Origin of the sequence: Dechloromonas agitata is5 (assembly GCF_000519045.1) — a bacterium.
Lineage (GTDB): Bacteria > Pseudomonadota > Gammaproteobacteria > Burkholderiales > Rhodocyclaceae > Azonexus > Azonexus agitatus.
Window position 1 is genome coordinate 2618785 of record NZ_KI912532.1, and the last position, 25226, is coordinate 2644010.

23 protein-coding genes are annotated in these 25226 nt (G+C 61.4%); 15 read left to right on the forward strand and 8 right to left on the reverse strand.

Annotated elements, in window-relative coordinates; translation table 11 throughout:
* Positions 1-2 precede the first annotated feature (2 nt).
* Genes iscA through iscX form a run of 5 tightly spaced genes read left to right on the forward strand, consistent with a single transcriptional unit; the run spans position 3 to position 3278 of the window.
* Positions 3-326, forward strand: a complete 324-nt coding sequence (iscA, locus tag K420_RS0112775; RefSeq protein ID WP_027458408.1) for an iron-sulfur cluster assembly protein IscA — start codon at positions 3-5, stop codon at positions 324-326.
* The gene (gene hscB / locus K420_RS0112780; protein ID WP_027458409.1) at positions 326-853 is read left to right on the forward strand and encodes a Fe-S protein assembly co-chaperone HscB; all 528 of its coding nucleotides are present in this window, start codon (positions 326-328) and stop codon (positions 851-853) included. Before iscA ends, hscB begins: the two co-directional genes overlap by 1 nt.
* 3 nt (positions 854-856) lie before the next feature.
* Positions 857-2746, forward strand: coding sequence for a Fe-S protein assembly chaperone HscA (gene hscA, locus K420_RS0112785; RefSeq protein WP_027458410.1), 1890 nt, complete (start codon positions 857-859; stop codon positions 2744-2746).
* Positions 2743-3087 (forward strand): ISC system 2Fe-2S type ferredoxin, encoded by a 345-nt coding sequence (gene fdx / locus K420_RS0112790; RefSeq protein WP_027458411.1) that lies wholly within the window; start codon positions 2743-2745, stop codon positions 3085-3087. Before hscA ends, fdx begins: the two co-directional genes overlap by 4 nt.
* Positions 3084-3278, forward strand: coding sequence for a Fe-S cluster assembly protein IscX (gene iscX, locus K420_RS0112795; protein ID WP_027458412.1), 195 nt, complete (start codon positions 3084-3086; stop codon positions 3276-3278). The genes fdx and iscX overlap by 4 nt, the downstream gene beginning before the upstream one ends.
* Before the next feature lie 114 nt (positions 3279-3392).
* Here iscX and K420_RS0112800 read toward each other — a convergent pair whose 3' ends face one another.
* The 8 genes from K420_RS0112800 to tssJ are packed head-to-tail and all read right to left on the reverse strand — an operon-like array spanning position 3393 to position 12421.
* Positions 3393-4010, reverse strand: coding sequence for a contractile injection system protein, VgrG/Pvc8 family (locus K420_RS0112800; RefSeq protein ID WP_027458413.1), 618 nt, complete (start codon positions 4008-4010; stop codon positions 3393-3395).
* A gap of 16 nt (positions 4011-4026) precedes the next feature.
* On the reverse strand, positions 4027-4329 hold the full coding sequence (locus K420_RS0112805) for a hypothetical protein (protein ID WP_035854811.1): 303 nt from the start codon (positions 4327-4329) through the stop codon (positions 4027-4029).
* Between the two features lie 10 nt (positions 4330-4339).
* Positions 4340-5281, reverse strand: coding sequence for a hypothetical protein (locus tag K420_RS0112810; protein ID WP_027458415.1), 942 nt, complete (start codon positions 5279-5281; stop codon positions 4340-4342).
* Between the two features lie 5 nt (positions 5282-5286).
* The gene (locus K420_RS0112815) at positions 5287-6726 is read right to left on the reverse strand and encodes a hypothetical protein (RefSeq protein ID WP_027458416.1); all 1440 of its coding nucleotides are present in this window, start codon (positions 6724-6726) and stop codon (positions 5287-5289) included.
* Between the two features lie 9 nt (positions 6727-6735).
* Positions 6736-9525, reverse strand: coding sequence for a type VI secretion system Vgr family protein (locus K420_RS0112820; RefSeq protein ID WP_027458417.1), 2790 nt, complete (start codon positions 9523-9525; stop codon positions 6736-6738).
* 10 nt (positions 9526-9535) lie between these two features.
* Positions 9536-10309, reverse strand: coding sequence for a type IVB secretion system protein IcmH/DotU (icmH, locus tag K420_RS0112825; protein WP_027458418.1), 774 nt, complete (start codon positions 10307-10309; stop codon positions 9536-9538).
* A complete protein-coding gene (gene tssK, locus K420_RS0112830; protein ID WP_198293845.1) occupies positions 10306-11649 on the reverse strand; it encodes a type VI secretion system baseplate subunit TssK in 1344 nt (447 codons plus the stop codon). Before tssK ends, icmH begins: the two co-directional genes overlap by 4 nt.
* 13 nt (positions 11650-11662) lie before the next feature.
* Positions 11663-12421, reverse strand: a complete 759-nt coding sequence (tssJ, locus tag K420_RS0112835) for a type VI secretion system lipoprotein TssJ (RefSeq protein ID WP_198293846.1) — start codon at positions 12419-12421, stop codon at positions 11663-11665.
* Between the two features lie 143 nt (positions 12422-12564).
* Here tssJ and K420_RS18965 point away from each other — a divergent pair, with 143 nt between their 5' ends.
* The 10 genes from K420_RS18965 to K420_RS18970 all read left to right on the forward strand — a co-directional run bounded on the left by K420_RS18965 (position 12565) and on the right by K420_RS18970 (position 25211).
* The gene (locus K420_RS18965; protein WP_198293847.1) at positions 12565-13056 is read left to right on the forward strand and encodes a tetratricopeptide repeat protein; all 492 of its coding nucleotides are present in this window, start codon (positions 12565-12567) and stop codon (positions 13054-13056) included.
* 78 nt (positions 13057-13134) lie between these two features.
* On the forward strand, positions 13135-13647 hold the full coding sequence (tssB, locus tag K420_RS0112845; RefSeq protein WP_027458421.1) for a type VI secretion system contractile sheath small subunit: 513 nt from the start codon (positions 13135-13137) through the stop codon (positions 13645-13647).
* On the forward strand, positions 13644-15128 hold the full coding sequence (tssC, locus tag K420_RS0112850; RefSeq protein WP_027458422.1) for a type VI secretion system contractile sheath large subunit: 1485 nt from the start codon (positions 13644-13646) through the stop codon (positions 15126-15128). The genes tssB and tssC overlap by 4 nt, the downstream gene beginning before the upstream one ends.
* 25 nt (positions 15129-15153) lie before the next feature.
* Entirely contained in the window at positions 15154-15690 is a 537-nt protein-coding gene (locus tag K420_RS0112855; protein ID WP_027458423.1) for an Hcp family type VI secretion system effector, read from the forward strand.
* A 49-nt stretch (positions 15691-15739) separates the two neighbouring features.
* Positions 15740-16216 carry a type VI secretion system baseplate subunit TssE gene (gene tssE / locus K420_RS0112860; protein WP_027458424.1) on the forward strand — a complete coding sequence of 159 codons (477 nt, stop codon included), beginning with the start codon at positions 15740-15742 and terminating at the stop codon, positions 16214-16216.
* Positions 16216-18048, forward strand: a complete 1833-nt coding sequence (tssF, locus tag K420_RS0112865) for a type VI secretion system baseplate subunit TssF (protein ID WP_027458425.1) — start codon at positions 16216-16218, stop codon at positions 18046-18048. Before tssE ends, tssF begins: the two co-directional genes overlap by 1 nt.
* On the forward strand, positions 18012-19076 hold the full coding sequence (gene tssG / locus K420_RS0112870) for a type VI secretion system baseplate subunit TssG (protein WP_027458426.1): 1065 nt from the start codon (positions 18012-18014) through the stop codon (positions 19074-19076). Before tssF ends, tssG begins: the two co-directional genes overlap by 37 nt.
* Positions 19077-19089: 13 nt before the next feature.
* Complete coding sequence (tssH, locus tag K420_RS0112875) at positions 19090-21783, forward strand: type VI secretion system ATPase TssH (protein ID WP_027458427.1); 2694 nt, start codon at positions 19090-19092, stop codon at positions 21781-21783.
* A 20-nt stretch (positions 21784-21803) separates the two neighbouring features.
* Entirely contained in the window at positions 21804-22268 is a 465-nt protein-coding gene (locus K420_RS0112880; RefSeq protein WP_027458428.1) for a hypothetical protein, read from the forward strand.
* Positions 22269-22307: 39 nt separating this feature from the next.
* Entirely contained in the window at positions 22308-25211 is a 2904-nt protein-coding gene (locus tag K420_RS18970; RefSeq protein ID WP_051453124.1) for a type VI secretion system Vgr family protein, read from the forward strand.
* Positions 25212-25226 lie beyond the last annotated feature (15 nt).

Genomic DNA, 25226 nt, shown 5'->3' on the forward strand with positions numbered 1-25226 from the left:
GCATGGCAGTCACCTTGAGCGACAAGGCGGCGAAACACGTCGCCAATTTCCTGACCAAGCGCGGCAAGGGTATCGGCCTGCGCCTTGGCGTGCGCACCAGCGGCTGTTCCGGCATGGCGTACAAGCTGGAATTTGTCGATGAGGTGAATCCGGATGATCAGGTTTTCGAGAGCAACGGCGTCAAGGTGTTCATCGACGCCAAGAGCCTGCCCTATCTCGACGGCATGGAGCTGGACTACGCGCGTGAGGGTTTGAACGAAGGTTTCAAATTCAACAACCCCAACGTCAAGGATCAGTGCGGCTGCGGCGAGTCGTTCAACGTCTGATGGATTTCAAGGCTGACCATTTCGTCCTCTTCGGCATCAAGCCGACGTTCCGGCTGGACCTGTCGGATCTGGATTCTCGTTATCGCGACATTCAGGCGCAGGTTCATCCGGACCGCTTCGCCCATGCCGGGGAAGCGGAGCGCCGCCTGTCGATGCAGTGGGCCACCCACGCCAACGAGGCCTACCAGACCCTGAAAAAACCGCTGGAGCGGGCCAAGTACCTGCTCCATCTGGCCGGTCATGACATCCAGGCCGAGAGCAACACCGCGATGCCGCCCGATTTCCTGATGGAACAGATGGAGTGGCGCGAGGCCGTCATGGAAGCGCGCGACGGCGGCGATCACCATGAACTGGAGCGCCTGCACAACCGCCTGCGCAACGACATCTCGGCGCGCTACGAGGAACTCGGGCAATTGCTCGATGACAAGGCAGAGTTTGCCCTGGCGACGGATCGTGTGCGTCGTCTGATGTTCCTGGAAAAACTTTTGCACGAAATCGATGACGCGCTGGCGTCGCTGGAAGAATAAAAAATGGCTTTGTTTCAAATCGCCGAGCCGGGTGAATCGGCGGCACCGCACGAGCACAAGCTCGCCATCGGCATCGACCTCGGTACGACCAATTCCCTGGTTGCCACCGTCCGCAGCGGCCTGGCCGTCTGCCTGAACGACGAGCAGGGCCGCCCGTTGCTCCCGTCGGTGGTGCGCTACCACGCCGATGGCAGTACTGAAGTCGGTTACGACGCGCAGAAGAACCAGGCAGTCGATCCAAAGAACACCATCGTGTCCGTCAAGCGCTTCATGGGGCGGGGCACCAAGGACATCGCTCACATCGAATCGATGCCTTACGACTTTGTTGAAGCGACCGGCATGGTCAAGCTGAAGACCCATGCCGGCATCAAGAGTCCGGTCGAAACCTCGGCGGAAATTCTGAAAGCGCTCAAGGCGCGTGCCGAGGCGGCGCTGGGTGGCGATCTGGTCGGTGCAGTCATTACCGTGCCGGCCTACTTCGATGATGCGCAGCGCCAGGCAACCAAGGATGCCGCCCGCCTGGCCGGCCTGAATGTTCTCCGCCTGCTCAACGAGCCGACGGCTGCTGCCATCGCCTACGGCCTGGATAATGCCGCGGAAGGCGTTTATGCGGTGTATGACCTGGGGGGAGGGACGTTCGACATTTCCATCCTGAAGCTGACCAAGGGAGTGTTCGAGGTGATGTCCACCGGTGGCGATTCGGCGCTGGGCGGAGACGACTTCGACCACCGCATCTATTGCTGGGTGATCGAGCAGGCCACTCCGCAGCCGTTGTCGCTGGAGGATTCGCGTCGCCTGATGATGCGCTGTCGCGAAGCCAAGGAGTTTCTCACCAACAATCCCGAAGCGCCGATTTCGCTGCGTTTGGCCAATGGCGAAATGATCGACGTCAAGCTGGATGTGGCGACCTTTGCCAGCATTACGCAGACCCTCATTTCCAAGACGCTGCAACCCGTCAAGAAGGCCTTGCGCGATGCTGGCTTGCGGCCGGAAGACGTCAAGGGCGTCGTGATGGTCGGCGGTGCGACGCGCATGCCACAGGTGCAGAAGGCAGTTGGCGATTTCTTCCGCCAGGAGCCGCTGACCAACCTCGACCCGGACAAGGTGGTTGCGCTGGGCGCGGCGACGCAGGCCAATCTGCTGGCTGGCAACAAGACTGGCAAGGACGACTGGCTGCTGCTCGATGTCATTCCCCTGTCGCTTGGCCTGGAAACAATGGGCGGCCTGGTCGAAAAGGTCATTCCGCGCAACTCGACCATCCCGACCGCACGGGCGCAGGAATTCACGACCTTCAAGGACGGCCAGACGGCGATGGCCATCCATGTCGTGCAGGGCGAGCGTGAAATGGTGGCCGATTGCCGCTCGCTGGCCCGCTTCGAACTGCGCGGCATTCCCCCCATGGTGGCCGGCGCGGCACGCATTCGCGTCACTTTCCAGGTCGATGCTGATGGCTTGCTGTCGGTTACGGCCCGCGAGCAGACCACCGGTGTCGAATCCAGCATTACGGTCAAGCCATCTTACGGTCTTTCCGATGACGAGATTGCCGGCATGCTGAAGGATTCCATGGAGCATGCCAAGGAAGATGCCGCAGCCCGTGCCCTGAAGGAGTCCCAGGTTGAGGCCGAGCGCATGATCGAGGCAACCGAGGCGGCGCTGGCCGAGGATGCCCATCTACTGAGCGCGGAAGAAATTGCCAAAATCCGGGCGACTATCGCTAAATTGCGCGAAACGGCCGCCGGCGACAACCGGCGACAAATCAATATTGCGATGGACGATCTTGGTTACGAAACCCAGGCCTTCGCCCATCGGCGCATGGATCAGAGCATCAAGAAAGTCCTGTCGGGCCGCAAGGTCGACGACATCAAAGTTGGCGAAGAAGGAGAACAAGCATGACGCAAATCATCGTGCTGCCGCATGTTGAATTGTGCCCGGAGGGGGCAGTGATCGAAGCTGAGCCCGGCAAGTCGATCTGCGAAAATCTGTTGGCCAACGACATCGAGCTTGATCACGCCTGTGAGATGTCCTGCGCCTGCACCACCTGTCACGTCATCGTGCGCGAGGGCTTCAATTCCCTGGAGCCGGCCGAGGATGCCGAGGAGGATCTACTCGACAAGGCCTGGGGTCTGGAGCCGAATTCCCGCCTGGGCTGTCAGGCCATCGTCGGTGGCACGCCGCTGACTGTCGAAATCCCCAAGTACAGCATCAACATGGCGAAGGAGGGCCACCGCAAATGAAATGGACCGACATCAACGACATCGCCATCGAATTGGCCGATGCCCATCCCGATAAGGATCCGCTGACCGTCAATTTCGTCGACCTGCGCGACTGGGTCATGGCGCTGCCCGGCTTCAATGACGATCCGAAGCACTGCGGCGAAAAGATCCTCGAAGCCATACAGCAGGCCTGGATCGATGAGGTGTCTTGAGGTTGCTCGTACGAGAATTCAGTGAATTCACTATAAAAATGCCCTGCTGCAGAGCAGGGTATTTTTGTTTTTAGGGCTTGGGGCTTTTCTGACCTCACCGCGCATGGCGAGGTTTCATTGTTGCCCCTTGCACTGCTTCAACAATTTCCGGGCCTCGGGAATCGTTTCAATTCGGTTGGGATTTCCAACGCACAACCCATGCTGCCGAAGGGAAACAACGCTTCCTTCTGCCAGGGAGCGTACCGTACTCTCACCGGCAAAGCGTCGATAGGCCGACTCGATGGCAGCCTGGGCCAGATCGGTGCGCAAGCGGGCTGCTTCGCCATCCTCAAAGCGATAGGGGCGGGAGGCGTCATGAATCTCCAGTCGCGGCAATTTCCCATTCGGCAAAGCACTCTCTGCCTGCGCCCCGGTGGCGACCAGGGTCTTGTAATCCCAACCAGCGAGTGAGACGGCGTTGGGCAACACGGAACGGGTTTCATGCCACTGCTGCAGGGTGTCGGCAGCTTCGGTGGCGTGATTGCTGTGGAAACGGATGGTTGGCTGGGCCACCACGGGCAACTCGGTCTCCCGGTCGAAGAGGACCACCCGATGCCGGGCATGGGGGGCATCGTCCCCGGCCACAGCCGACTGATCGTGCTCGAAACGGAAGGACAGGCCTTCTTCGGCGAGCAGGCGGCGGAGGAACGGGGTAGAAACTGAAATGCTACGGTAGGCCGGAAATTTTGCCAAAAATTGAAATTTATGACTAAGCGCCGGTCGCCTTGTTGGCATCGTCATACAGGTCCATGGCCTGCTCTTTCGCATATTGGCCGGCTGCAATCGGTAGCAGATAGACCACTCCAAAAAAAGCAATATCGTTCCATGCAAGCTTGGTCAGTATCAAAGTGGGCGAGTAGATGCTTCCGCCAGAGAACACTGCCGTGATGAACGCAGTCAGCGGGAAGACCAGCACACCGATCAGTGCCGCCGCGTGAATCGCATTGGCGACTGACATGAGACCGTCGGCGAATTTTTCTTTGGATTTAGGCGAACGATGGGCAAGTTTCATGAAAGCGACCTCACAGTTTCGGTGCCGACTGATCAGGCGACCACTGCCAGAAGGTGAGGCCGTAATCGCCGCCGACTGACGGCATGTTGTCGCCCGCCTTGAAGTAACGGCGGGAGCCTGATTGTGCCGGGGTGAACCACCAGCCGGTTTCGGGGCAGGGGAAACCGGCGGGGACGTTGGGGCGGCGTGTTTCTTCCGTAGCATCGGTGGTGGAGCCTCCGCCACTGTCAGCGATGCGTTCGACCAGGGTCCACAGCGTTGGCGCTTTTGAGATGTACTGCAGACGCTTGGTGTCATAGCCGATTTTGGCGTTAACAGCCTCTTCGCCCTTGACCAGAAACTGGGCCGCACTGTCATCGGCAGTGGGCAGGTAGATGCCGGTTTGCGGCACGGGATCATCTGTCTTCACCGTGACAGATGGGTTCAGCCGGTAAATTGGCCATGACGGTGGCGGATTGAGCGGGCCGCGGCCGCGGTCCCAATAATTGGTGGTTAGTGAAGTGGGATTCCAACTGGCATTGTAGGTGTGATACATATTGCTGGCGTAGTGACTGGCGCGGGAACTGGTTTCGCCATATGTTGCCAGCGCAGTGGGTATCACTTCATTCATCCACCCATCCCAATAATCGCGTACGCCGCGCATATCGTTTTCTACACCAATCGAAGCGCTGATCCCGGAGGCGTCGCCCCGTTTCATTTTGAGGTAACCGTTCTCAAGCGAGAGCATGGTATTGCGAAAGTTGGGCAACACCGTCTGCCCCCAGGCCGAATCAGGCTGATACGGCAATGCACGCTTACGGTAATCATGCGGCAGGTGGTGCATGAACTTGTCGTAGCAGGCCTCAACGTGATCGAGCATTTCGCGCCAGGCCTTGTACATTTCCTCGTAGTATTCGAGCGAACTGTAGCGTTCGAGAAGATAGATTTCCTGCGGGTTCAGCGGGGTCGGCATGTGGCTTATTTCCAGTTGTTGGTCAGTTTCGGCAGACCGAGGAATTGGTCGGTTTCGCCAGTGAAATCAGTGTAGCCCCAGTTGGTTGGCTGACGTTTGCCGACGATGCCCTTGTCGAGGTCGGCGGGGTCGATGACGATCTGCGTACCGCCGCCTTCAAGGGTGTAATGTGTGCTTTCCAGTTTCTGGCTGGCTGCCTTGCCTTCCCAGGCGCGCAGGCCGGACGGGGGGACGGTGTAGGTGACATATTCACCATTGCGGTTCCAGTAGCGCCAGACGGCGAAGCGGCGTCGCCAGTCAGCTTTGTCCTTGATGGACAGGAATTCTGCCTCGCGCAACCAGCAGATACTGTTGTCGGCGCTGTCCGGGGCCACCACGCGGTATAGCTTTTCACCCGGAGTGAGGGTGATCGGGGCGGCATCGTGAAAGGTCTTAAAAGCTTCATGAAGCGGCGACCTGGTTCCATCCGGATTGCGTGGCGGATTCAGGCTGGGCCAACCCGCCTTGTGAGGGGGGGTTTCCATCGACTCATACTTCAACTCCTTCTTCCCCCCATCCACCCAATCCGGTTTCCCTTTGCCCAATTCATCGATTTCATCGGCAAGCTGCGGGCGGCGATAGGCGTGAGGGTTGAGGGCGTTGGTCGTGGCGCGATAGTTCATGTCGCCCTCGACTTCAAGCCGTCGGGCCAGTTTATCCAGCCAGCCCTGAACAGGGCCGAGAATCCTGGCAAACTGACGGTTGGCTTCGCGCCGGATTTCCTTGACCATTTTGAGTAACTGACCGGCCTTGGTCTGCAGGGCCTCATTGCCCCATTTCTTGATGAAATCGACCAGCCCCTCCAGCGCTTTGATACCTTCGTCGAAGGCCTTGGTCAGCGCTGAGGCGTTTAATTGCCCTTTCAGTTCCCGAACCTTGTTCGCCAAGTATTTGTAGACGTTGTCGATTTTCAGGAAGGCCAGTGTCTTGCGCACGGCCGGGTCGGCCAAGTGCTGGTTTAGCTTGGTTATACCTGCCTCGACCTGGGGTTTCATGGCCTTCCATAGATCGCTATCCAGTGTCTTGGCGGTACCCTTCAACGCATATTTTCGGGCATAGTTGAAAGGAATTTTCAGGCAGCCCTTGGCCAGCGAGCCGAGGCAGGGGAAGAGCCCGATCAGCGTCAGGACGAGGGCCAGCCAGGCGAAAGCGTTGCTGGTGTCCTGTTTGATCTTGCCGCAGTTGGCGGTGATGTCACGGATGTCACAAATCTGATCGACGAACGGAATCATCGAAATGATCGTTCCGGTGACGACTTGGGCCGTGCTCTGCTCTTCGGCGAAATCGCCTTGCAGGACAATCCACATCCATTCAGCTGCAGCGGCCATGTCCTGCTTGGCGCTGTCGATCCATCGAGCAGGCGCAGCCTTGTACCACGCCAATGCATTGGTGAATTCATCCCACATGGCTTGTTCTCAAGTTTTCTTGCTGTTGGCGGCTGCTACCGCAGTGGCGAGTGCATCCCAAGGCTTCTCGGCTTGCGGCGTACGCGGTTCGTACTCGACGTGTTTCGCCGCTTTCGGCACGTTCTCGTGCCGGGCAAAGCCACTGCTGTCGAGGTTGCCCCCGATGATCGACCCGTCTTCGAAATGAATCTTGTAGCCCTGGCCGGCAAATGCAGCCCCATCGGCATCCAGATGCGAAACTTCAATCCAGTTCGGGGCTTTGTCGACCTTCCCCTCCGGCAACCCTTCCAACCCTGCCGCCCCGTTCCCTGGCCCCAAGAAAGCACTCCCACTCCCCTTGACCGAGAAACTCCCCGGGCAAGCAAAGGTGATGTTCTGCCCGTCGAGAGTGACGGACGATTGCCCGGCCTGTAGCACGATCTTCTCCCTGGCCAGGATGTGGATCTCGTCGTTGGAACTGGTCACCGTGATCGACTGATCGGCCAGAATCTCCAACTGATCGGTATGGGCCTGGAGGGTGTGGCTTCCCGCTTGGGCGATGCTCTTGATACCGCCGGAATGACTGAACCAGCTGGCACCTTCACCGACCGCCGCCGAAAACGTATGCGCACTGGCGACATGCCAATCCTGCTGCACGGTGGCATGCAGGCTGGCCCCGGCGAAGAGCAGGGTGGAAGCGGGGGACGAGAAGCCGATATCGCCCGGCGCCTCATTGACGATGAAGGGCTGGGCGAAACGCTCGGTCGGCTCGCCCCATTCCCGGCTGCCCGGCTGGGCTTTCCTGGCTTCCTGGCCACCGACGCTGCCGGTGAATTTGCCCTCCTGTTGGGGATCGATCGCCTGGATGAAGCGCTCCTGTGCCGCATTCGCCTTCAGTGGCAAGGCACTCTGAGCCTGGGCGGCATCGGACAAAGCCTTTGCCGTTTCCCGGGCAGCCTTCAGTTGCGCAACCGTCTCAGCCACATCCATCTGCGTGCTCTGCGCATTCGGGCGCGCCGTCGCCGAAATCAGGATGCCCTCGCCGGCGCGGATGGCCAACCAGCCATCGGTCCGCAGTTCGAAACCGCTGCCGCGCCAGGCGCCCCGGGTTGCCGATTCCGGCGCCTGATGGATCAAGTGTCCCAGGCCAAGCTGGCTCGCATTCTCACTGCTCGCCAGACGGGTACGTAGCTGGCCGGGCGCATCGTCGATCAGCCATTGGTTGAATCCCGCCTCATGGTTATGGCTCATCCAACCGGAAATCACGCCGGGATGATTCGCTCCGGCCTCATGCCCGGCCGAGAACGGGGGCAAGTCAGCCCCGTTATAAACCTGGCCGATGACGATAGGGCGATCGATATCGCCATCCAGAAAATCCACCAGCACCTCGGTACCCACCCGGGGCAGGAAATGCCCGCCCCAATCCGGTCCGGCCAGCCATTCGGCAACGCGGACCCAGGTGCCGGATTGATCGTTGCCGGGTGCATTGCCCGTCTTGCCGGCAGTGCGTCCGGCCGGGCCGGTTTCAGACAAGCCACCGGCCAGGGGAGACGCACCGCGCTGCCAGGGGAACTGGATGCGGATGCGATGATCCCGATCGGTGGTTAGCACCTGATCGGCCAGCCCGACAACGTGCGCCACCTGCGCCCGCGCCACGGGTTTGGGCAAGGCGCCGGCCACGACAGGCTGGGTGGCTGGCTGCGCCAGGCAGGTGTTCTGGTACGTCCCGCGCTCGACGTTGCTCGATCCCAACAGATCGGCTGCCTGGGCTCCCAGATTGTTGGCGGCGGCATGGTTGACGGCCAATATCTTGAAACAGGCGGCGTCTCCGGTATACAACCCATGCTGGCGAAGGGAAACAACGCTCCCTTCTGCCAGGGAGCGTACCGTACTCTCGCCGGCAAAGCGTCGATAGGCCGACTCGATGGCAGCCAGGGCCAGATCGGTGCGCAAGCGGGCTGCTTCGCCATCCTCAAAGCGATAGGGGCGGGAGGCGTCATGGATATCCAGTCGCGGCAATTTCCCATTCGGCAAAGCACTCTCTGCCTGCGCCCCGGTGGCGACCAGGGTCTTGTAATCCCAGCCAGCGAGCGAGACGGCATTGGGCAGCACCTGGCGGGTTTCCTGCCACGCCTGGACTGTATCGCTCGCCTCGGTGGCGTTCCGGCGGTGGAAACGCAATTCGGCCTGCCGCCCGGCCGGCCACTCGCTGTCACGGTCGATCAGGATCAATTGATGTCGGGCATGCGTTTTGTCATCGCCGGCACAGGCTGACTGGTCGTGCTCGAAACGGAAGGAAAGTCCTTCCTCGGCCAGCAGGCGACGGAGGAAGTCAAAGTCGGTTTCCCGGTATTGCGTGGCGATGCTATGGGTGCGCAAGCGCTGGGTGACCTGGTTTGACCACTGTGCTTCGGGGTAATCGGCGAGGATCTGGCCGGCAATGTCGATCACCGTCTTGTCCTGAAACAAATAGCAGTCGCGGCGTTGGGTGAGGAAGGCCAGGAAGGACTCCATGACCAGCCGATAGCGGGCCAGACCGCCGTCGGCTCCTAGTTGCATGGCTTGCGTCACGTAACCGTGCCAGGAGCGTTTGCTGCCATCGGCCTGTAGCAGGCGCAGGGTGATTTCTTCACCGAGCAGGGGGTTGAGGTCGAAATGTGCATTGGTCGAGATGCAATCGATCTCGAAGCGGAACGATTCGGATATTGCCTCGCGGCCGGTGAAACGTTCGACGAGCAGGGCAGCGTCGGGGAGCGCTGTCTTGAGTTCGATCAGGCGGGCATGCTGATTGAACAGCGTATCGAGCAGGGAGGGCTGCATAGTGGGCCGGTCAGGGCAGCGTGATGGTCAGGGTTGGGGCGCGTGGCGCCAACTGAACGATGTTCTGGAAGGGGGACAGGGTTTGCTGGACGGCGCTGCCACCATGCCAATCCAACCCGACGTAGGCGAGCAGGCCGAGCAGGGCGAGGAGCGAGCCGATGACCCACAACGGAATATCGCGCTTAATGGCATTGGAGATGCTGTCCGGTGCTGACCAGTGCGGCGCAAAAAGGGCTGGCTTGCCCTTGATGTGGGCAATTTGCTCACCAAGTTGCTGGGTCACGTATTTCAGTTTTTCCGGCCCTTCCAGCAGATAACGCCCTTTGAAGCCGATCAGCAGGCACATGTGGAAGACTTCCAGTGCGTTGATACGGCTGGCGCCCCCGTTCCGGGCCGTTTCGAGCTTGTCGAAGAAATGTTCGCCAGCCAGTTGGTCGCCGAACAGGAGCAGTTGCAGCGGGCGGCGCTCCCAGTTGTCCCGGATGTTCATTTGCGAGGAGAGTACGGCCTCGTCGATGGCGGCACAGAAGGCGTACTTGGCGTCGAATATATCCTCGGCACTGAAATGGTTCTTCTGGGCTGCCCGCTCGAATTGCTCCAGGAACTTCTGGATATGGCGGGAAAACTCTTCAGTGTCTTTCGGCACGCTGCGCTGCTTGAGCAGGGTCAGCATGTAAAAGCCGTCATAGAGGAGATCAACCAGGCTTCTCGCCGGGCGATCGGCAGACGAGTCTTCGGGGCGGTTGCCGGGGGCAATCGAAAAAAGGCTGGGGGCTGTGGTCATGGGGTGACGGCGATCAGTTCAATGGCGAGATCCCGGTAGCTTTCCGGGGCGTAGATCATGACGGACTGGGCCTTGAGCATGCGCTCGTAAAGCGGGCCGTGGGCATCGAGAGAGAAATAGATGGCGCCTGGGCGCACCGGAATGGCAGCTGGGACTTGCTGGGCATGCGTCAATCGGACGCCGGACATGGCAGACAAAACGAGTTTTTCGACATCGTCCGGAGCGCCGAGCTTGATGCGCAGCGGGATCGATTCGATGATTTCTGACTGCGGGTGGGCGGCGGTGACTGACAGGTAGAACGCAGTTTCGCCATCGATTTTTTCGGAGTCCAGATGGCCGGTGTAGAAGGCCGGCTTCGGTTGGGTCAGGTTGATGGCAAAGAAGCGGGTCGAAATCACGGTGTCGAGCAGGTCGCGCAGGATTTGATCGATGCGCGAGAAGCAGGGGCCGGGCTGCAGATGGTCGTAGCCGGGCAGGTCGTTCAGCGAATAGCCTCTGGAAAAGGTCATCAAGCCGCCAGCCAGCCGTACCAGTTCCTGGAACAGCTGTTCTGGGGAGGAATCCGGATTGCGGAACAGGTGGGTCAGCGTGGCGCAGGCGCTGCTGGCGGTGTGCAGCAGCCAGAATGACGCGATGTCGCCGGAGCGGAATTCGATGACATTCTTCGACGGCTCGCGGTGAAACCCGTACAAGGCTTCCACTTTGGCGAGCAGGGCGTCGATTTGCCGGCGCAGCATGGCATAGAGGCCGGGCGCGCTGCGCAGGCTGATCGAAGGGGGCATGAAGAAAGGGTCGCTTTCGAAGCTGTTGCTCGAAGTACGCCTGATCCGCGCCAGCGGCATGCTCAGGAAGGCATCACGGTTGTCGTTTTCCGATTTGAGGTGTGCGATCTGGCTGAGTGTCGCGATGTCAGCTTCCGCCGCATCGGTATGCAGGTCGGCCGCAGCGCGCTGGACGATCAGATAGCGGGCCTGGCCCGATTCGCCGACATTTTGAATGCTGTTGCCGCCATGAGCGTTGAGGTGGTTGAGCGCCAGATGGAAGGTGCTCGTCCCGCCCTCGCCAATCGCTGCCTCAAGCAGAAGCGGAGCCGGGAGTTGGTCGACATCCGGGGCCGAGAAGAAATCGCCATTCGGCAATATGGCCGTGATTCGATTGAAACGCAGAACCCCGTTTTTCAGCGATTCGACATCGAGATCAAGATCGCGCACCCCCCAGGCGAAGGGGTTGGCGGCCAGCAGGGTGCGTTTGAATTGGGCGTCGATGTAGGCATCCTGGTACTGGAAATGTTGCGGACGCAGGAAAAGGCCTTCGCCCCAGAGTATTTTGGCGTTGTTCATCATGAGAATCGGGCTAGGAACTGCATTGGATACCAACCAGGGAGCGGACGGTTTCCGGACTGATATCCGCGACGAGCGCCCCCTTGCTCGTATTGAAGGCACAGGCGTGAGCGCCAATGATGATGCCGTTGTCGAGCGATAGTTTGTTATCGAAGGCCAGCTTCCAACGGTTCTGATAGGGGGCGCGGAACATTCCGACGACGCCGATGCTGGCCGCATCTCCCGGTATTTTCAGCGTAATGTCATAAGACTTCCCGGGCAGCAGGACAATTTCCCGCGCGGCAATGAGTTCCTCTCCAAGTGCCTCCTTTTCCGCCTCCGCCGAGGTGATCTGCGGGTAGGTCATGCCCTTGAACTTCTCGTTGGCGCGGAGCACGTAGATTTTCGTAACCAGTGAGAGCGGCTTGCCACTGACCGATAGATTCAGTTGCTCCCCGGCGTGGATCTTGATGTTCATGTCCCGGCTGATCTTGGTCGGGTCACCCTCTTTTTTGGTTACTCCCGTTGCCTCGAGAACCAGGCTGACTGCCGAACCGGCAAGTTGTAGTGCGGATAGCTGGGCACAACCGGCAAGAAGAAGGGAGAGTCCGAGGGCGAGCGCTATGGCGCTGACCAGCGGGGCGCGGATGCATCGAGCGGATGTCATGTGCTTGAAGGAAATGTCGGATAGCGGAAGGCAAGGTATCGAGCGAATTAAATTATGCCAATGGGTTGATAATTCCAAAAGCATTAATGTACTATTTCGGTTTGTAACAATCAAACCGAATGGCATTTGTATGTCTTTTGGCATAGTAAGGAGAAGGCATGTATTCCTTGAGGCATCTCTCGATGGTCGTTTGCGTGAGTGCGACGCTAGCGATCTCTGGTTGTGCATCGACCAGCAAACCCTCCGTGCCGGAGGATTTCTCGACAGCAATGGCCCAATCCAGTGCCAGCGCCGATTCCCTGCTGGAAAAAGGAAATCGCGAGGAGGCCGTCAAGCTTCTTGGTGATTTCGCCAAGAAATATCCCGAACGCAAGGACCCCTGGGTGCGTCTGGCCAGGATTCATTTCGATGGTGAAAACTACGCCCAAGCCATCGTTGCTGCCGAGGAGGCGCTGCAGCGTGACAGAACCGACCGCACCGCCAAGAGCATTCGGGCGGTCGGTGGTTTGCGTGTGGCTGCCCAGTCTCTCGCCGATCTGAAGGGCGACGTCGAGTTGAAGGGGGATGCCCGTTCCGATGCCGTTGGCCTGGCCAAGGTCATGCGCGAGACGCTGGGCGAGGAGGTGCTGGTGCCGCCGGAGGAGAAGAAAAAGAAGTCGGTCCAGGCGGTTCGCGCCAAGTCTGTGGCAGCGGCCCAGCAGCCGGTCGGGCAGAAGCCGCAGGCGGCTGCCGGTGGCAATCCGTTCGGCGCGCTCAGGTAATTCACGATTTTTGAAAGACTGCGGTGCTGGTGCTGGCGCCGCCGAGTCATCCAACCCATTATTGATCCGGAGGTAGTTGTGGCCAAAAAGGAAAGTGTGCAGAAACGCTTGCAGAAAATTCGCCCACCGCGCGTTCAGCTGACTTATGACGTCGAAATTGGCGATGCCATCGAGGTGAAGGAATTGCCGTTCGTGGTTGGCGTACTCGGCGACTTCGCAGGGCAGTCGAAGCAGGAGCAGGGCAAGGTGCGTGATCGGAAGTTCGTCAATATCGACATGGACAATTTCGATGATGTGATGGAAGGGATGGCACCCCGCGCCGCATTTCGCGTCAAGAACCGCCTGACCTCCGATGGCGGTGAACTGGGGGTTGATCTTGAGTTCAAGCGCTTCGAGGATTTTCGCCCGGAGTCGGTCGTCCAGCAGGTCGGACCGCTGCGCAAGTTGCAGGAGGCCCGTTCCAAGCTGGCCGACCTGCGCAACAAGCTGGCCGGCAATGAAAAACTGGAAGATTTGCTGAACGACGTGCTGGCCAGTACGGAACAATTGCAGAGCCTGGGTGGCAAGAAGGCGCCAGGAGAAATGCAATGAGCCTGCAAACCGTTTCCCCAGCGACCGCTCCGGGTTTTCAGGAGTCCGGCCTGCTCGACCAGATCATTACCGAGAGCCGCGTCGCCCAGTCCGAACAGGAAAAGAACCGGGCCCGCGACATCATCAGCGAACTGGTCAGTCAGGTTCTCGAGGGCGAGGTCATCGTTTCTGAAAACCTGGCTGCCTCGCTCGATGCACGCGTTGCTGAACTGGATCGCCTGATTTCCGAGCAGTTGAGCGAAGTCATGCATGCGCCTGAGTTCCAGTCGCTGGAGAGTGCCTGGACCGGGCTGCATTACCTCTGCAAGCAGACGTCGACCGGCGTCCAGCAGAAGATCAAGCTGTTCAATGCCGCGAAGCGCGACCTGGTCAAGGATTTCAAGGCCGCCATCGATTTCGACCAGAGCGCCCTGTTCAAGAAGGTGTACGAGGAGGAGTTCGGTACTTTCGGCGGTGCGCCGTTCGGCACCCTGATCGGGCAGTATGAGATATCCCGGCAGCCGGAAGACATGTACTTCATTGATCAGATGTCGCACATTGCCGCCGCTGCCCACGCGCCGTTCATCGCCTCCGCAGCGCCCCAACTGTTCGGCCTGGAGTCCTATACCGAACTCGGCAAGCCGCGCGACATGGCCAAGGTATTCGACACCGTCGAGTACGCCAAGTGGAAATCCTTCCGCGAATCCGAGGATTCGCGCTATGTCGGCCTGGCCTTGCCGCGCTTCCTGGGGCGTCTTCCGTACAACCCGATCGACGGTGAAGTGACCGATGGCTTCAACTTCGTCGAAGATGTCGACGGCACCGATCACGACAAGTACCTCTGGTGCAATGCCGCTTTTGCCTTTGCCGCCCGCCTGACTAGTGCCTTCGAGAACTACGGCTGGTGTGCCGCCATCCGCGGTGTCGAAGGCGGCGGACTGGTCGAGGATCTGCCGAGTCATACCTTCCGCACCGATGACGGGGAAGTGGCACTGAAGTGCCCGACCGAAATCTCGATCACCGACCGACGTGAGAAGGAATTGAGCGATCTCGGTTTCATCCCGCTCGTTCATTGCAAGAACACAGACTATGCCGCTTTCTTCGGTGCCCAGTCAGTGCAGAAGGCGAAGAAATACGATTCGGATGCGGCAAACGCCAATGCCTCGCTGTCGGCCCAGTTGCAATACATGTTCGCCGTATCGCGTATCGCCCATTACATGAAGGCCATGATGCGCGACAAGATCGGCAGTTTTGCGTCGGCATCGAACGTGCAGAGCTATCTGCAGCGCTGGATCGATCAATACGTCACGGCCGACGATTCGGCGTCGCAGGAGACCAAGGCGCAATTCCCGTTGCGCGAGGCATCGGTCGAGGTCAGCGAGGTGCCTGGGCGGCCGGGCGTCTATCGCGCGGTGTCGTTCATTCGCCCGCATTTCCAACTGGACGAGCTGTCGGTTTCGCTGCGCCTGGTCGCCGAATTGCCGCAATCCAGCAAGAGCTGATTTTTCAAAGCAGAGGAGTTTCTAGATGAAGGATATCTACGTCGAATTCAAGGGCAGCGACATCAAGGGCGATTCGCGCGATGCCAAGCACAAGGACACCGTCGAGGTGTACAGCTGGTCGCATTCTATGCGCCAGCCCAAGTCGGCGACGGCCTCGGCGGCCGGCGGCCATACCGCGGAGCGGGTCGAGCATGGCGAAATGATCTTCACCAAGGACATCGACGGCTCCAGCCCGAAGCTGTACCAGGCCTGTTCGTCCGGCCTCGTGGTCAACGACGTGATCATCTATTTCTACCGGGCTTTTGGCGGCCAGAACAATACCGGCAATCCGTCGGCCACGCAGAATCGCCACCAGTACCTGAAGATCGAGTTGAAGAACGTCATCATCGCCTCCGTATCTCCGGCCGTTGATGAAGAAGGCATTCCGAAGGAGAGCTTCTCGCTGAAATACTCCGCCGTGAAGTGGACCTATGACGAACTGAACATCGACGGTACCAAGACGGGCAAGGTCAATATCCAGGGCGCATGGAACCTGGCCAAGAACACCCCGAACCTCACCTAATCGCGTCGGTCATGGAGAACGCGGCGGAACCTGGTTTCCGCCGTTTTTTATGAATATCAGCTTCGAACCGTCGTTTTTCGACAAGATTTTCGATGATCAGCCGGTGGGCGCAGCACGGCGCCGCCTGTCGCTGGAGCAATTGAAGGATTCCGTGGCACGAGATCTCGAGGCACTGCTCAATACCCGCGTCGTATTCGATCCGGCGATGGCCGAATCCTTTCCGTTGTCGGCGCGCTCGGTTGCCGGCTTCGGCCTTGCCGATTTCGCTGGCCACAGCCTGGCCAATGTGCATCACCGGCGCAGCATCTGTTCCTCCATCGAAGGGGCGATTGCCGCCCATGAGCCGCGCCTGCGCGATGTGCGGGTGGAACTCGAATTGCAGCGCAAGACCATCAATGCACTGTATTTCTCAATCAATGCCGTGCTCGTCGTTCGCCCGGCCCAGGAGCCGGTCAGCTTCGATGCCCTGTTGACGCCGACCAGCCTGCAGTATTCCGTCAGCCGGCAGCGGCGCCCAGCAGCCTGATGGAAGATCTGCTGCCCTTCTACGAGCGCGAACTGGCCTTTCTGCGCCAGCACTCGCGTCAGTTTGCCGAGCGCTATCCCAAGCTCGCTGCCCAGTTGCTGCTTTCCGGCGAGGGCTGCGATGATCCGCATGTCGAGCGGATGATCCAGTCCTTCGCCCTGCTGACAGCACGCGTCTCCAAGAAGCTGGAGGACAGCTATCCGCAATTCACCGAGGCGCTGCTCAACGTTCTCTATCCACATTACTTGCGGCCGTTCCCGAGCTGCTCGATTGCCCATTTCGAGCATGGCGGTGGCGAGCTGAGTGCCATCGCCCGCATCCCGCGTGGCACGGAATTGCATTCGCGGCCGATCAAGGGCGCCGTCTGCAAATTCCGGACGGCCTGGGATGTCGCGCTGGCGCCGGCCGCCATCGGCGATCTGGCCTTCGATCCGATCGCCACGGCACCCAACGAGGTACGCTTGCCGCTCGGGTGCCATGCGCTGCTGTCGTTCTCGCTGTCGCTCCGGGGGGGCTGCCAGGAAGCGGGGATCGGCAAGCTGAACAAGCTGCGCGTCTACATCGATGCCGAGCCATCGGTTGCTTCTGCACTGCGTGATGCATTGTTCATCCGCACCCTGAAAGTGTATGCCGCCGGTGGCGACGGGCGCTGGCGGGTTGCCCGCGAGGGGCTGATCGGCGAGGTCGGGTTTGCCGAGGATGAGGCATTGATCGACATGCCGGCCACCTCGCATGCGGCCTATCGCTACCTCACCGAATATTTCTGCTTCCCGGAGAAATTCAACTTCTTCGATATCGATATCGGTAGCATCCCGTCCAGCCTGCAGGGCGAGAGTCGCATCACCCTGCATGTCGCGTTGGGCGATCTGCGGGCCGACAGCGATGCCTCCCGCCTGCTGCAGACGCTGACTTCCCAGAATCTGCGTCTCGGCTGCGTGCCGGTGGTCAACCTTTTTGCCCAACGCGGCGACCCGATCCGCGTTACCCACCGCCAGGTCAGCTACCCGGTGGTAGCCGATAGCCGGCGGGCCTACGCCTACGACATCTATTCGATCGATGCCGTGCGTCGTGTACGCCAGATGGCGCAGGGCGAGGCGATTACCGAGTTCCGCTCCTTCTTTTCGCTGCGCCATGGCGAAACGCCCGAGCGCAACGGCTATTACTGGTATGCCCAGCGCGATCCCCTGCTTGCCGAGACCAGCCCGGGATATGAAACCTCGCTCTCGCTGGTCGACGCCGATTTTGACCCGGCGCAGCCGAAGACCGATGTCCTCAGTCTGCAACTGACCTGCACCAATCGTGATCTGCCGACCCTGATGTCGGTCGGCCTGCCGTCCGGCGACTTGTTCCTGGAGGGCGGCTCGAGCGTGCGTGCGATCAAGCTGCTGCGCAAGCCGAGCCAGCCCTGCCGCTTCGATCATCGGCGCGACGGGCAATGGCGCATCATTTCGCATTTGTCGCTGAACCACCTGTCGTTGACTGGAAGCGGCCTGGCGGCCTTCCAGGAAATGCTGGCGCTCTACGACCTGCCGCGCACGGCCGCCAGCCGCCGGCAGATCGAGGGCATCCTGGATATCGCCCAGACGGACCGGACGGTCTGGATGCCCGGCCAGCCCTTCGCCTGCTTCGTGCGGGGCGTCGAAGTCCGCTTGAGCATCGACGCGTCGAGTTTCGTCGGGAGCGGCCTGGATGTATTCGTCCGCTGCATCGACCGCTTTCTCGGGCTTTATGTCAGCCTGAACAGCTTTGTCCAGCTGGTTGTCGTATCCAACCGAACGGGAGAGGAACTGATCCGATGCGCGCCCCGCAACGGCGACTCGATCCTGCTCTGACCGGGCACAGCCTGCAGGAGCCGGAACGCTACGAGTTCTTTCAACTCGTCCGGCTGTACGAGCTGATCTTCCGGGAGTCAGGCCGGCGCGGGATGGGGGATGAGGTCAGCGAGCGAATCCGCTTTCGCAACTCGATGCGCCTTGGCTTTGCGCCGAGCCAGGTCGACGCCATTGCGGCGCGAAGCAAACAGGACGAGGCCGGGCTGGATACCGGCGAACTGGAGCAGGTCGAGATCACGCCCAGTTTCATGGGCATGCTTGGTGTCAACGGGACGCTGCCCATCCACTATACCGAGCAGGTGATCGAGCATGCCCGCTTCAAGCGCGACGAATCGGGGCGTGCCTTCCTCGATCTGTTCACCAACCGGGCGGTTGGCCATTTCTACCGGGCCTGGAAAAAATACCGTTTGCCCATCCAGTACGAGATGGATCGCCGCAACCGCTTCCTGCCGCTGATCCTGGCGCTGGGTGGCCTTGGCTTCGAAGCCCTGCGCGAGCGCCTCAACGCTGCGCCTGGCGCCATCGACGATGAATCGGTTGCCCAGTTCGCCGGCCTGCTCCGGCAGCGGCCGGTTTCGGCCGAGGCGCTGCAGAGGGCCATTGGCAGCTATTTCGGCGAGACGGTGCGAATCGAACAATTTGTCGGTCACTGGTACGTCGTGCCGGCCGAGCAACGTTCGACGCTGGGCGGCAGGAACATGACGCTCGGCGGTAATGCCCTGCTCGGCGAGCGCGTCTGGCAACGCAACCTGCGGGTGCGCATTCACATCGGCCCGCTACGTCATGCGCGCTACCTGGATTTTTTGCCTCGGGGGGGGCTGGCGGCTGCGCTGGAAAAAATCCTCTCGCTGGCGACGGGCGGCCAGTTCGAGTACGAAATCCGCCCCATCCTGCGGGCCGAAGATGTCAAGCCGGCCTGCCTGGGCGACCAAAGCGGCTGCCGCCTGGGCTACGACAGTTTCATGCTGAGCCGGCCGGCGACGGAAGACCGGGCCGACACCGCCTACTTGACCCATTTCATCCAGTAACCAGAGCATCGCCATGAGCAACTCCCTGAAAACCCTGATCAGCAAACTCAATACCACCTGCCGCCAGGCAGCCGAGCGGGCGGCCAGCCTGTGCCTGTCGCGTGGCAATTACGAGGTCGATCTCGAACACCTGCTCGTTGCCGTGCTGGAAAACCCGGGGGCCGACCTGCTGGTCATCGCCAAGCGCTGTGGCATCAGCCCGACGGGATTGGAGCGGGAGTTGAACCAGGAGATCGATCGCTTCAAGACCGGCAACACGCGGACGCCCGTCTTCTCGCCGCGCATACTCAAGCTGCTCGAACAGGCTTGGTTGATCGCCTCGCTCGATGCCCGTCTGCCGCGCATTCGCTCCGGCCACTTGCTGCTGGCCCTGTTGACCGAGCCGGAATTGGCCCAGTTTGCCGTGCGCGGCGCCCAACTGCTGACCAAGGTGCGGCTTGATGAACTCAAGCACCAGTTCGACAAGATGACCGAGGGTTCTGCCGAGGCGGCCGAAGTGGCTGGCCTGGGGGCGGCCGGCGGGGCCGGGCAGGGTGATGCTTCACCGCAGGAGGGTGTTGCTTCGAATGGCAAAACACCGGCCCTCGACCAATTCACCACCAACCTGACGCAGCGGGCGCGGGACGGCAAGGTCGACCCGGTCATCGGGCGCGATGGTGAAATTCGCCAGGTGATCGACATCCTGATGCGCCGCCGGCAGAACAACCCGATCCTGACCGGCGAGGCAGGGGTTGGCAAGACGGCGGTCGTTGAAGGGTTGGCCCTGCGTATCGCGCAGGAAGATGTGCCGCCGCCCCTGCTCGGCGTCGAACTGCACACCCTCGACATGGGCCTGTTGCAGGCCGGAGCCAGCGTCAAGGGTGAATTCGAGAATCGTCTGAAGAACGTCATCGACGAGGTCAAGAAAAGCCCGAAGCCGATCATCCTGTTCATCGACGAAGCACACACCATGATCGGGGCCGGCGGGCAATCCGGCCAGAACGATGCAGCCAACCTGCTCAAGCCGGCGCTGGCCCGCGGCGAGTTGCGCACCGTGGCGGCGACAACGTGGGCCGAATACAAGAAGTATTTCGAGAAGGATGCCGCTCTGGCCCGCCGTTTCCAGGTCGTCAAGGTCGAGGAACCGAGCGAGCCGCTGGCAGCAGCCATGCTGCGCGGCATGGTGCCGTTGATGGAAAAGCACTTCGGCATCCGCGTGCTGGACGAGGCGGTGACCGAGGCGGTCCGCCTGTCGCACCGCTACATCAGCGGCCGCCAGTTGCCGGACAAGGCGATCAGCGTGCTGGACACCGCCTGCGCCAAGGTCGCGCTCGGGCAAAGCGCAACGCCGGCCCTGATCGACGAGGCCGACAAGCGCCTGTTGCGTGAAAAGGCTGAACTGGCGGCCTTGGCGCGTGAGGCGACCAGCGGCGCCTGGCACGATGTCCGGATCGCGGAGCTCAAGGCGCAGATTGCCGCCATCGAATCCGACCTGGCCATCCTGCAGGCGCGGTTTGACGAGGAGAAGGGGCTGGTCAATCGCATTCTCGAATTGCGCGGCCAACTGGAGCAAGGCGAGGCGCCGGTTGCCCATGCCCGATCGAAAGTGAAAGGGAGCAAGAAGGCTAACGAGTCGACGGGAGACGCGGAACTCGACAAAGCCTTGCTGCGTCTGCGCGAATTGCAGGGTGATGCGCCGATGGTGCCGCTGCAGGTCGATGGCCATGTCGTGGCCGAGATCATTGCAGCATGGACGGGGATTCCGCTCGGAAAGATGGTGAAGGACGAGATCAATACCGTCCTCAACCTGAAGCCCTTGCTGCAGGAGCGGGTAATCGGCCAGGATCATGCGCTGGAAGCCATTGCGCAGCGCGTGCGGACGGCCCGGGCGAATCTGGAGGATCCGAACAAGCCGAAGGGCGTCTTCCTGTTTGTCGGCCCGTCCGGTGTCGGCAAGACCGAAACGGCGCTGGCATTGGCCGATATCCTGTACGGCGGCGAACGCAAGCTGGTTACCATCAACATGAGTGAATACCAGGAGGCACACAGCGTCTCCGGCCTGAAGGGCTCGCCGCCGGGGTACGTCGGCTATGGCGAAGGCGGGGTGCTTACCGAGGCGGTCCGCCGCAATCCCTACAGCGTCGTGCTGCTCGATGAGGTCGAGAAAGCCCATCCGGACGTGCTCGAACTCTTCTTCCAGGTCTTCGACAAGGGGGTGCTCGATGACGCGGAAGGTCGCGAAATCGATTTCCGCAATACCCTTATCATTCTGACCAGCAATGTCGGCTCCAGCCAGATCATGCAGGCTTGCCTGAACAAACCGGCCGACGAACTGCCCGGTGCCGACGATCTGGCCGATGCCCTGCGCCCAGTGCTCTTCAAGTCCTTCAAGCCGGCCTTCCTCGGGCGCATGAAGGTCGTGCCCTATTACCCGATTGCCGACGACGTGCTGGTCGGCATCATCGAACTCAAGCTCGGCCGCATCCGCGACCGCATTGCCGCCAACCACAAGGCCGAGTTCACCTGGGACGAGAAGCTGGTCGAGGCTGTTCTTGCTCGCTGCACGGAAGTGGATTCCGGGGCGCGCAATGTGGACCACATCCTCAATGGCTCGCTGCTGCCCGAAATCGCCGAGGTCGTTCTCGCCCGCATGGCCGAGGGAGGCGGTGTCGAACGCATCAAGCTGAGTGCCGGCAAAAACGGCGAATTCAAATACACCATCAAGTAAGCCGGGCGAGGAGTGACTGAATGTTCAACCTGAGCTATGCCAATTTCGCCAACGCCTATCGCCGCTACGCCTGCCGCGATGCGCAAACCCTGGCCGCCGAGTTGGGCTGGGCGGAGCAGGGCGCGCAACGTGCCAACAGCGCCCTGGTCACCAGCCTGGCCCTGCTTGCCGTAGGGGCTCCGCTGACCGGCACGCAAGCCATCGCCGCCGGGCCGCTCGCTGGCCGGCGGGTGTGCCGCGGTGCCAACCGGCTGGCTGACTGGCTTTCCGAACGCTATGCCTTGCCGGAGATCATTCCGCTCGATCATGGCCTCGGCGAGGTCGCCGGCCAGCTCTTCGGCCGGCGTGGCATCGTCGCCTTTGTTCAGGGTAATGGCCCGTCCGGCGGGTTGATCGGACTGGTCGACGGCCGCAATGCACAACCCCTGTGCTGCAAGGCGGCAGCCTGTCACCCGCTCGACATCCGTTTCTGGGAATTGCGCTGACCGCCTACCAGGCCAACCTCTTTCACGGCAAACAAGACCATGAATACCCTGCTCGACATGATCGCCGGCGGCGCCGGCTGGAGCCAGAACGACCGCCTGCTCAAACTGACCACGCCGGCCGGGCCAGAGGCGCTGCTGGCCGAGCGCGTGACAATCGACGAAGCCCTCGGGCCGGTTGTCGAACACGCCGGTTTCCGCATCGAACTCAGCGCGCTATCGCTCAACGCCGATCAATCGCTGACGGCCTTGCTCGGCCAACCCGTCCGCCTCGATCTACAAACCTCCGCCTCGCGCGATGTTCGGCGCCCGTTCCACGGCCACATTACGCAAATCACGCGGCAAGGTGCCGACGGCGGCTTTGGGCGCTACCGGCTGATCATCGAACCCTGGCTCGCCTTCCTCGGCCATAACCGCGACAACTACCTCTTTCAGGACAAGAGCGTCATCGACATCGTCGATGAACTTCTTGGCGACTGGAAAGGTCAGGGTAAGCTCGTCCCGGACTGGGAATGGCGCCTGGCCGACCCGGCGGCCTACCCCAAGCGTGGCATGACTGTGCAATATCGCGAAAGCGACCTCGCCTTCCTCAAGCGCCTCCTCGCCGAAGAAGGGCTCTTCTGCTGGTTCGAGCACCGGGCCGAAGCGGGCGAAGCCCTTGGCCGGCATTCCCTGATCATTGCCGACCGCAACGGCGCCTTCGCCCCCAACCCCCAGCCCCGCATCCGCTACACCCAGGCCGGCGCCACGCTGGGGGAAGACAGCCTCGACCAGTGGCATGGCCTGCGTCAGATCGACACCACCGACAGCCACGCCAGCAGCTGGGACTACCGCAGCCTGTCCAGCCGTCCGCAAAGCGCTGCCAGCGCCATCGCCAACGGCCAACTACCGCGCACCGCCGCCTGGCACGACCCTGGCCAATACGCCTGGCCGAACAGCGCCCACGGCGAGCGCATGCTCGGCAACCAACGCCAGGCCATCGACGCGCGCTTGAAGCAATACCACGGCCAGGGCACCGTCCGCAGCGCCGCCCCCGGCACCACCTTCACGCTGGCCGACCACCCCGAGCATGATCGTGACACCGAGGAACACCGCCAATTTCTCATCACCGCCGTCACCCACGAAGCGCGCAATGCCCTGAACATGCTTTCCTCCGCGAACGCGAACGGCAATGCCGATCAGGAAAGCACTGAAGAACACGGTATCGACTTCTATCGCAACCGGATCAGCGCCCTCCGTGCCGACATTCCCTGGAAGCCGCTGAGCACCGATGCCCACGGCCGCTGCATCCACCCCCGGCCAACCGCCCGCGGCACGCTGACCGCCATCGTCGTCGGCGACGGCAGCCCCACCCATACCGACCGCGACCACCGCGTCCGTGTCCAGTTTCCCTGGCAACGCGGCAGCCAAGCCGCCAGTCGCAGCCCGCACCCGAGCGGATCAGACAACGCCCCGGCCGGCCATGCCCTCGGCGTCTGGCTCCGCGTCATGAGTCCCGTCGCCGGCGGCAACTGGGGCGGCCACCTCGTACCGCGTCCCGGCCAGGAAGTCCTCGTCGCCTTCCAGGACGGCAACATCGACCGCCCCCTCATCATCGGCGCCGCCTACAACGGTAGCGGCCAAACCGATGTCGCCGGCAACTGCCTCGGCAGCGGCACTCAACAAGCCAGCCCCAACGCCCCCGCCTTCTTCGCCGGCCAAAGCGATCGACAACACACCCACCAGGCCAGCCTCTCCGGCCTCAAGACCCAACAACTCGCTACCAGCCGGAACGGGCAGGGTGGCCACAACCATCTCGTCTTCGACGACACCCCGGGCGAATCACGCATCGAACTCGGCACCACCCAATATCAGAGCCACCTCCAGCTCGGTCACCTCAAACAGCAAACCGGCAACGCCCGCCAAGCCGACCGCGGCCACGGCGCCGAACTCAAGACCCAGGCCAGCCTCGCCCTGCGTGCCGGCAACGGTCTCTACCTCAGCACCGACGCCCGGCCCCACGCCAGCGGCGCCCACCTCGACAGCGGCGAAGCCATCGCCCAGACCGAAGACGCCCAGCGCCTCAGCCAAAGCCTCGCCGCAGTCGCCGCCCAACAAAACGCCGCCCTCCAAGGCGACCCTGCCGCCGACCAGCTTCCCGCCATCGACAGCCTCCAGCACGCAGCCAGCGTCCTGAAGGCCACCGCCAGCCAGAACGTCGGGCAGGGTAGCCACGGCACCATCAAAACCACGCAAGGCGGCACCGGCAGCATTCCCGCCTGGTCCGAACCGCGCCTCCAACTCAACGCCCCGGCCGGCATCGCCCAACTCACCCCCCAGGACCAAATCTTGGCCGCCGGCAAGCACCTCACCATCGCCACCGGGCAAGACACCAACCTCATCGCCCAAGGCAACCACAGCCTCGCGGTAAAGAACGGCCTCGCCCTCTACACCGTCGGCAAAGCGGGCGACAAACAGAAACCCAACCAGGAAACCGGCATCCACCTCCATGCCGCCAGCGGTAGCGTCAGCCTGCAAAGCCAGAGCGGCAAGACGACTGCTGCCGCCGACAAGAAAGTCACCCTGGCCAGCACCACCGGCAACCTGAATGCCAGCGCCAAACAGAAAATCCTGGCCACCGCCCAGGGGGCTTACCTGAAGATCGAGGGGGGGAGTATCGAACTGCATGCGCCGGGGAAGGTGGAGTTCAAGGCCAGTCAGAAGAGTTGGACGGGGCCGGCCAGCGCTTCGCCAGATGGTCTGAGCTTCCCGAAGTCGAAAGACCTCTACGACGAACAATTCGTCATTCGAGACGAGAAAACGCAGGCACCGATTGCCGGCGCCCCCTATCGGATCGTGAACGGTAAGGGCCTGGTCGTATTCAGCGGGATCGCTGACGAGAAAGGTCAAACCGCCCGCTTGACCTTCGCTAAAGCCGAACAGTTGAAACTGCAGTGGGGCAAATAAGCCGCTTGTGGTCTG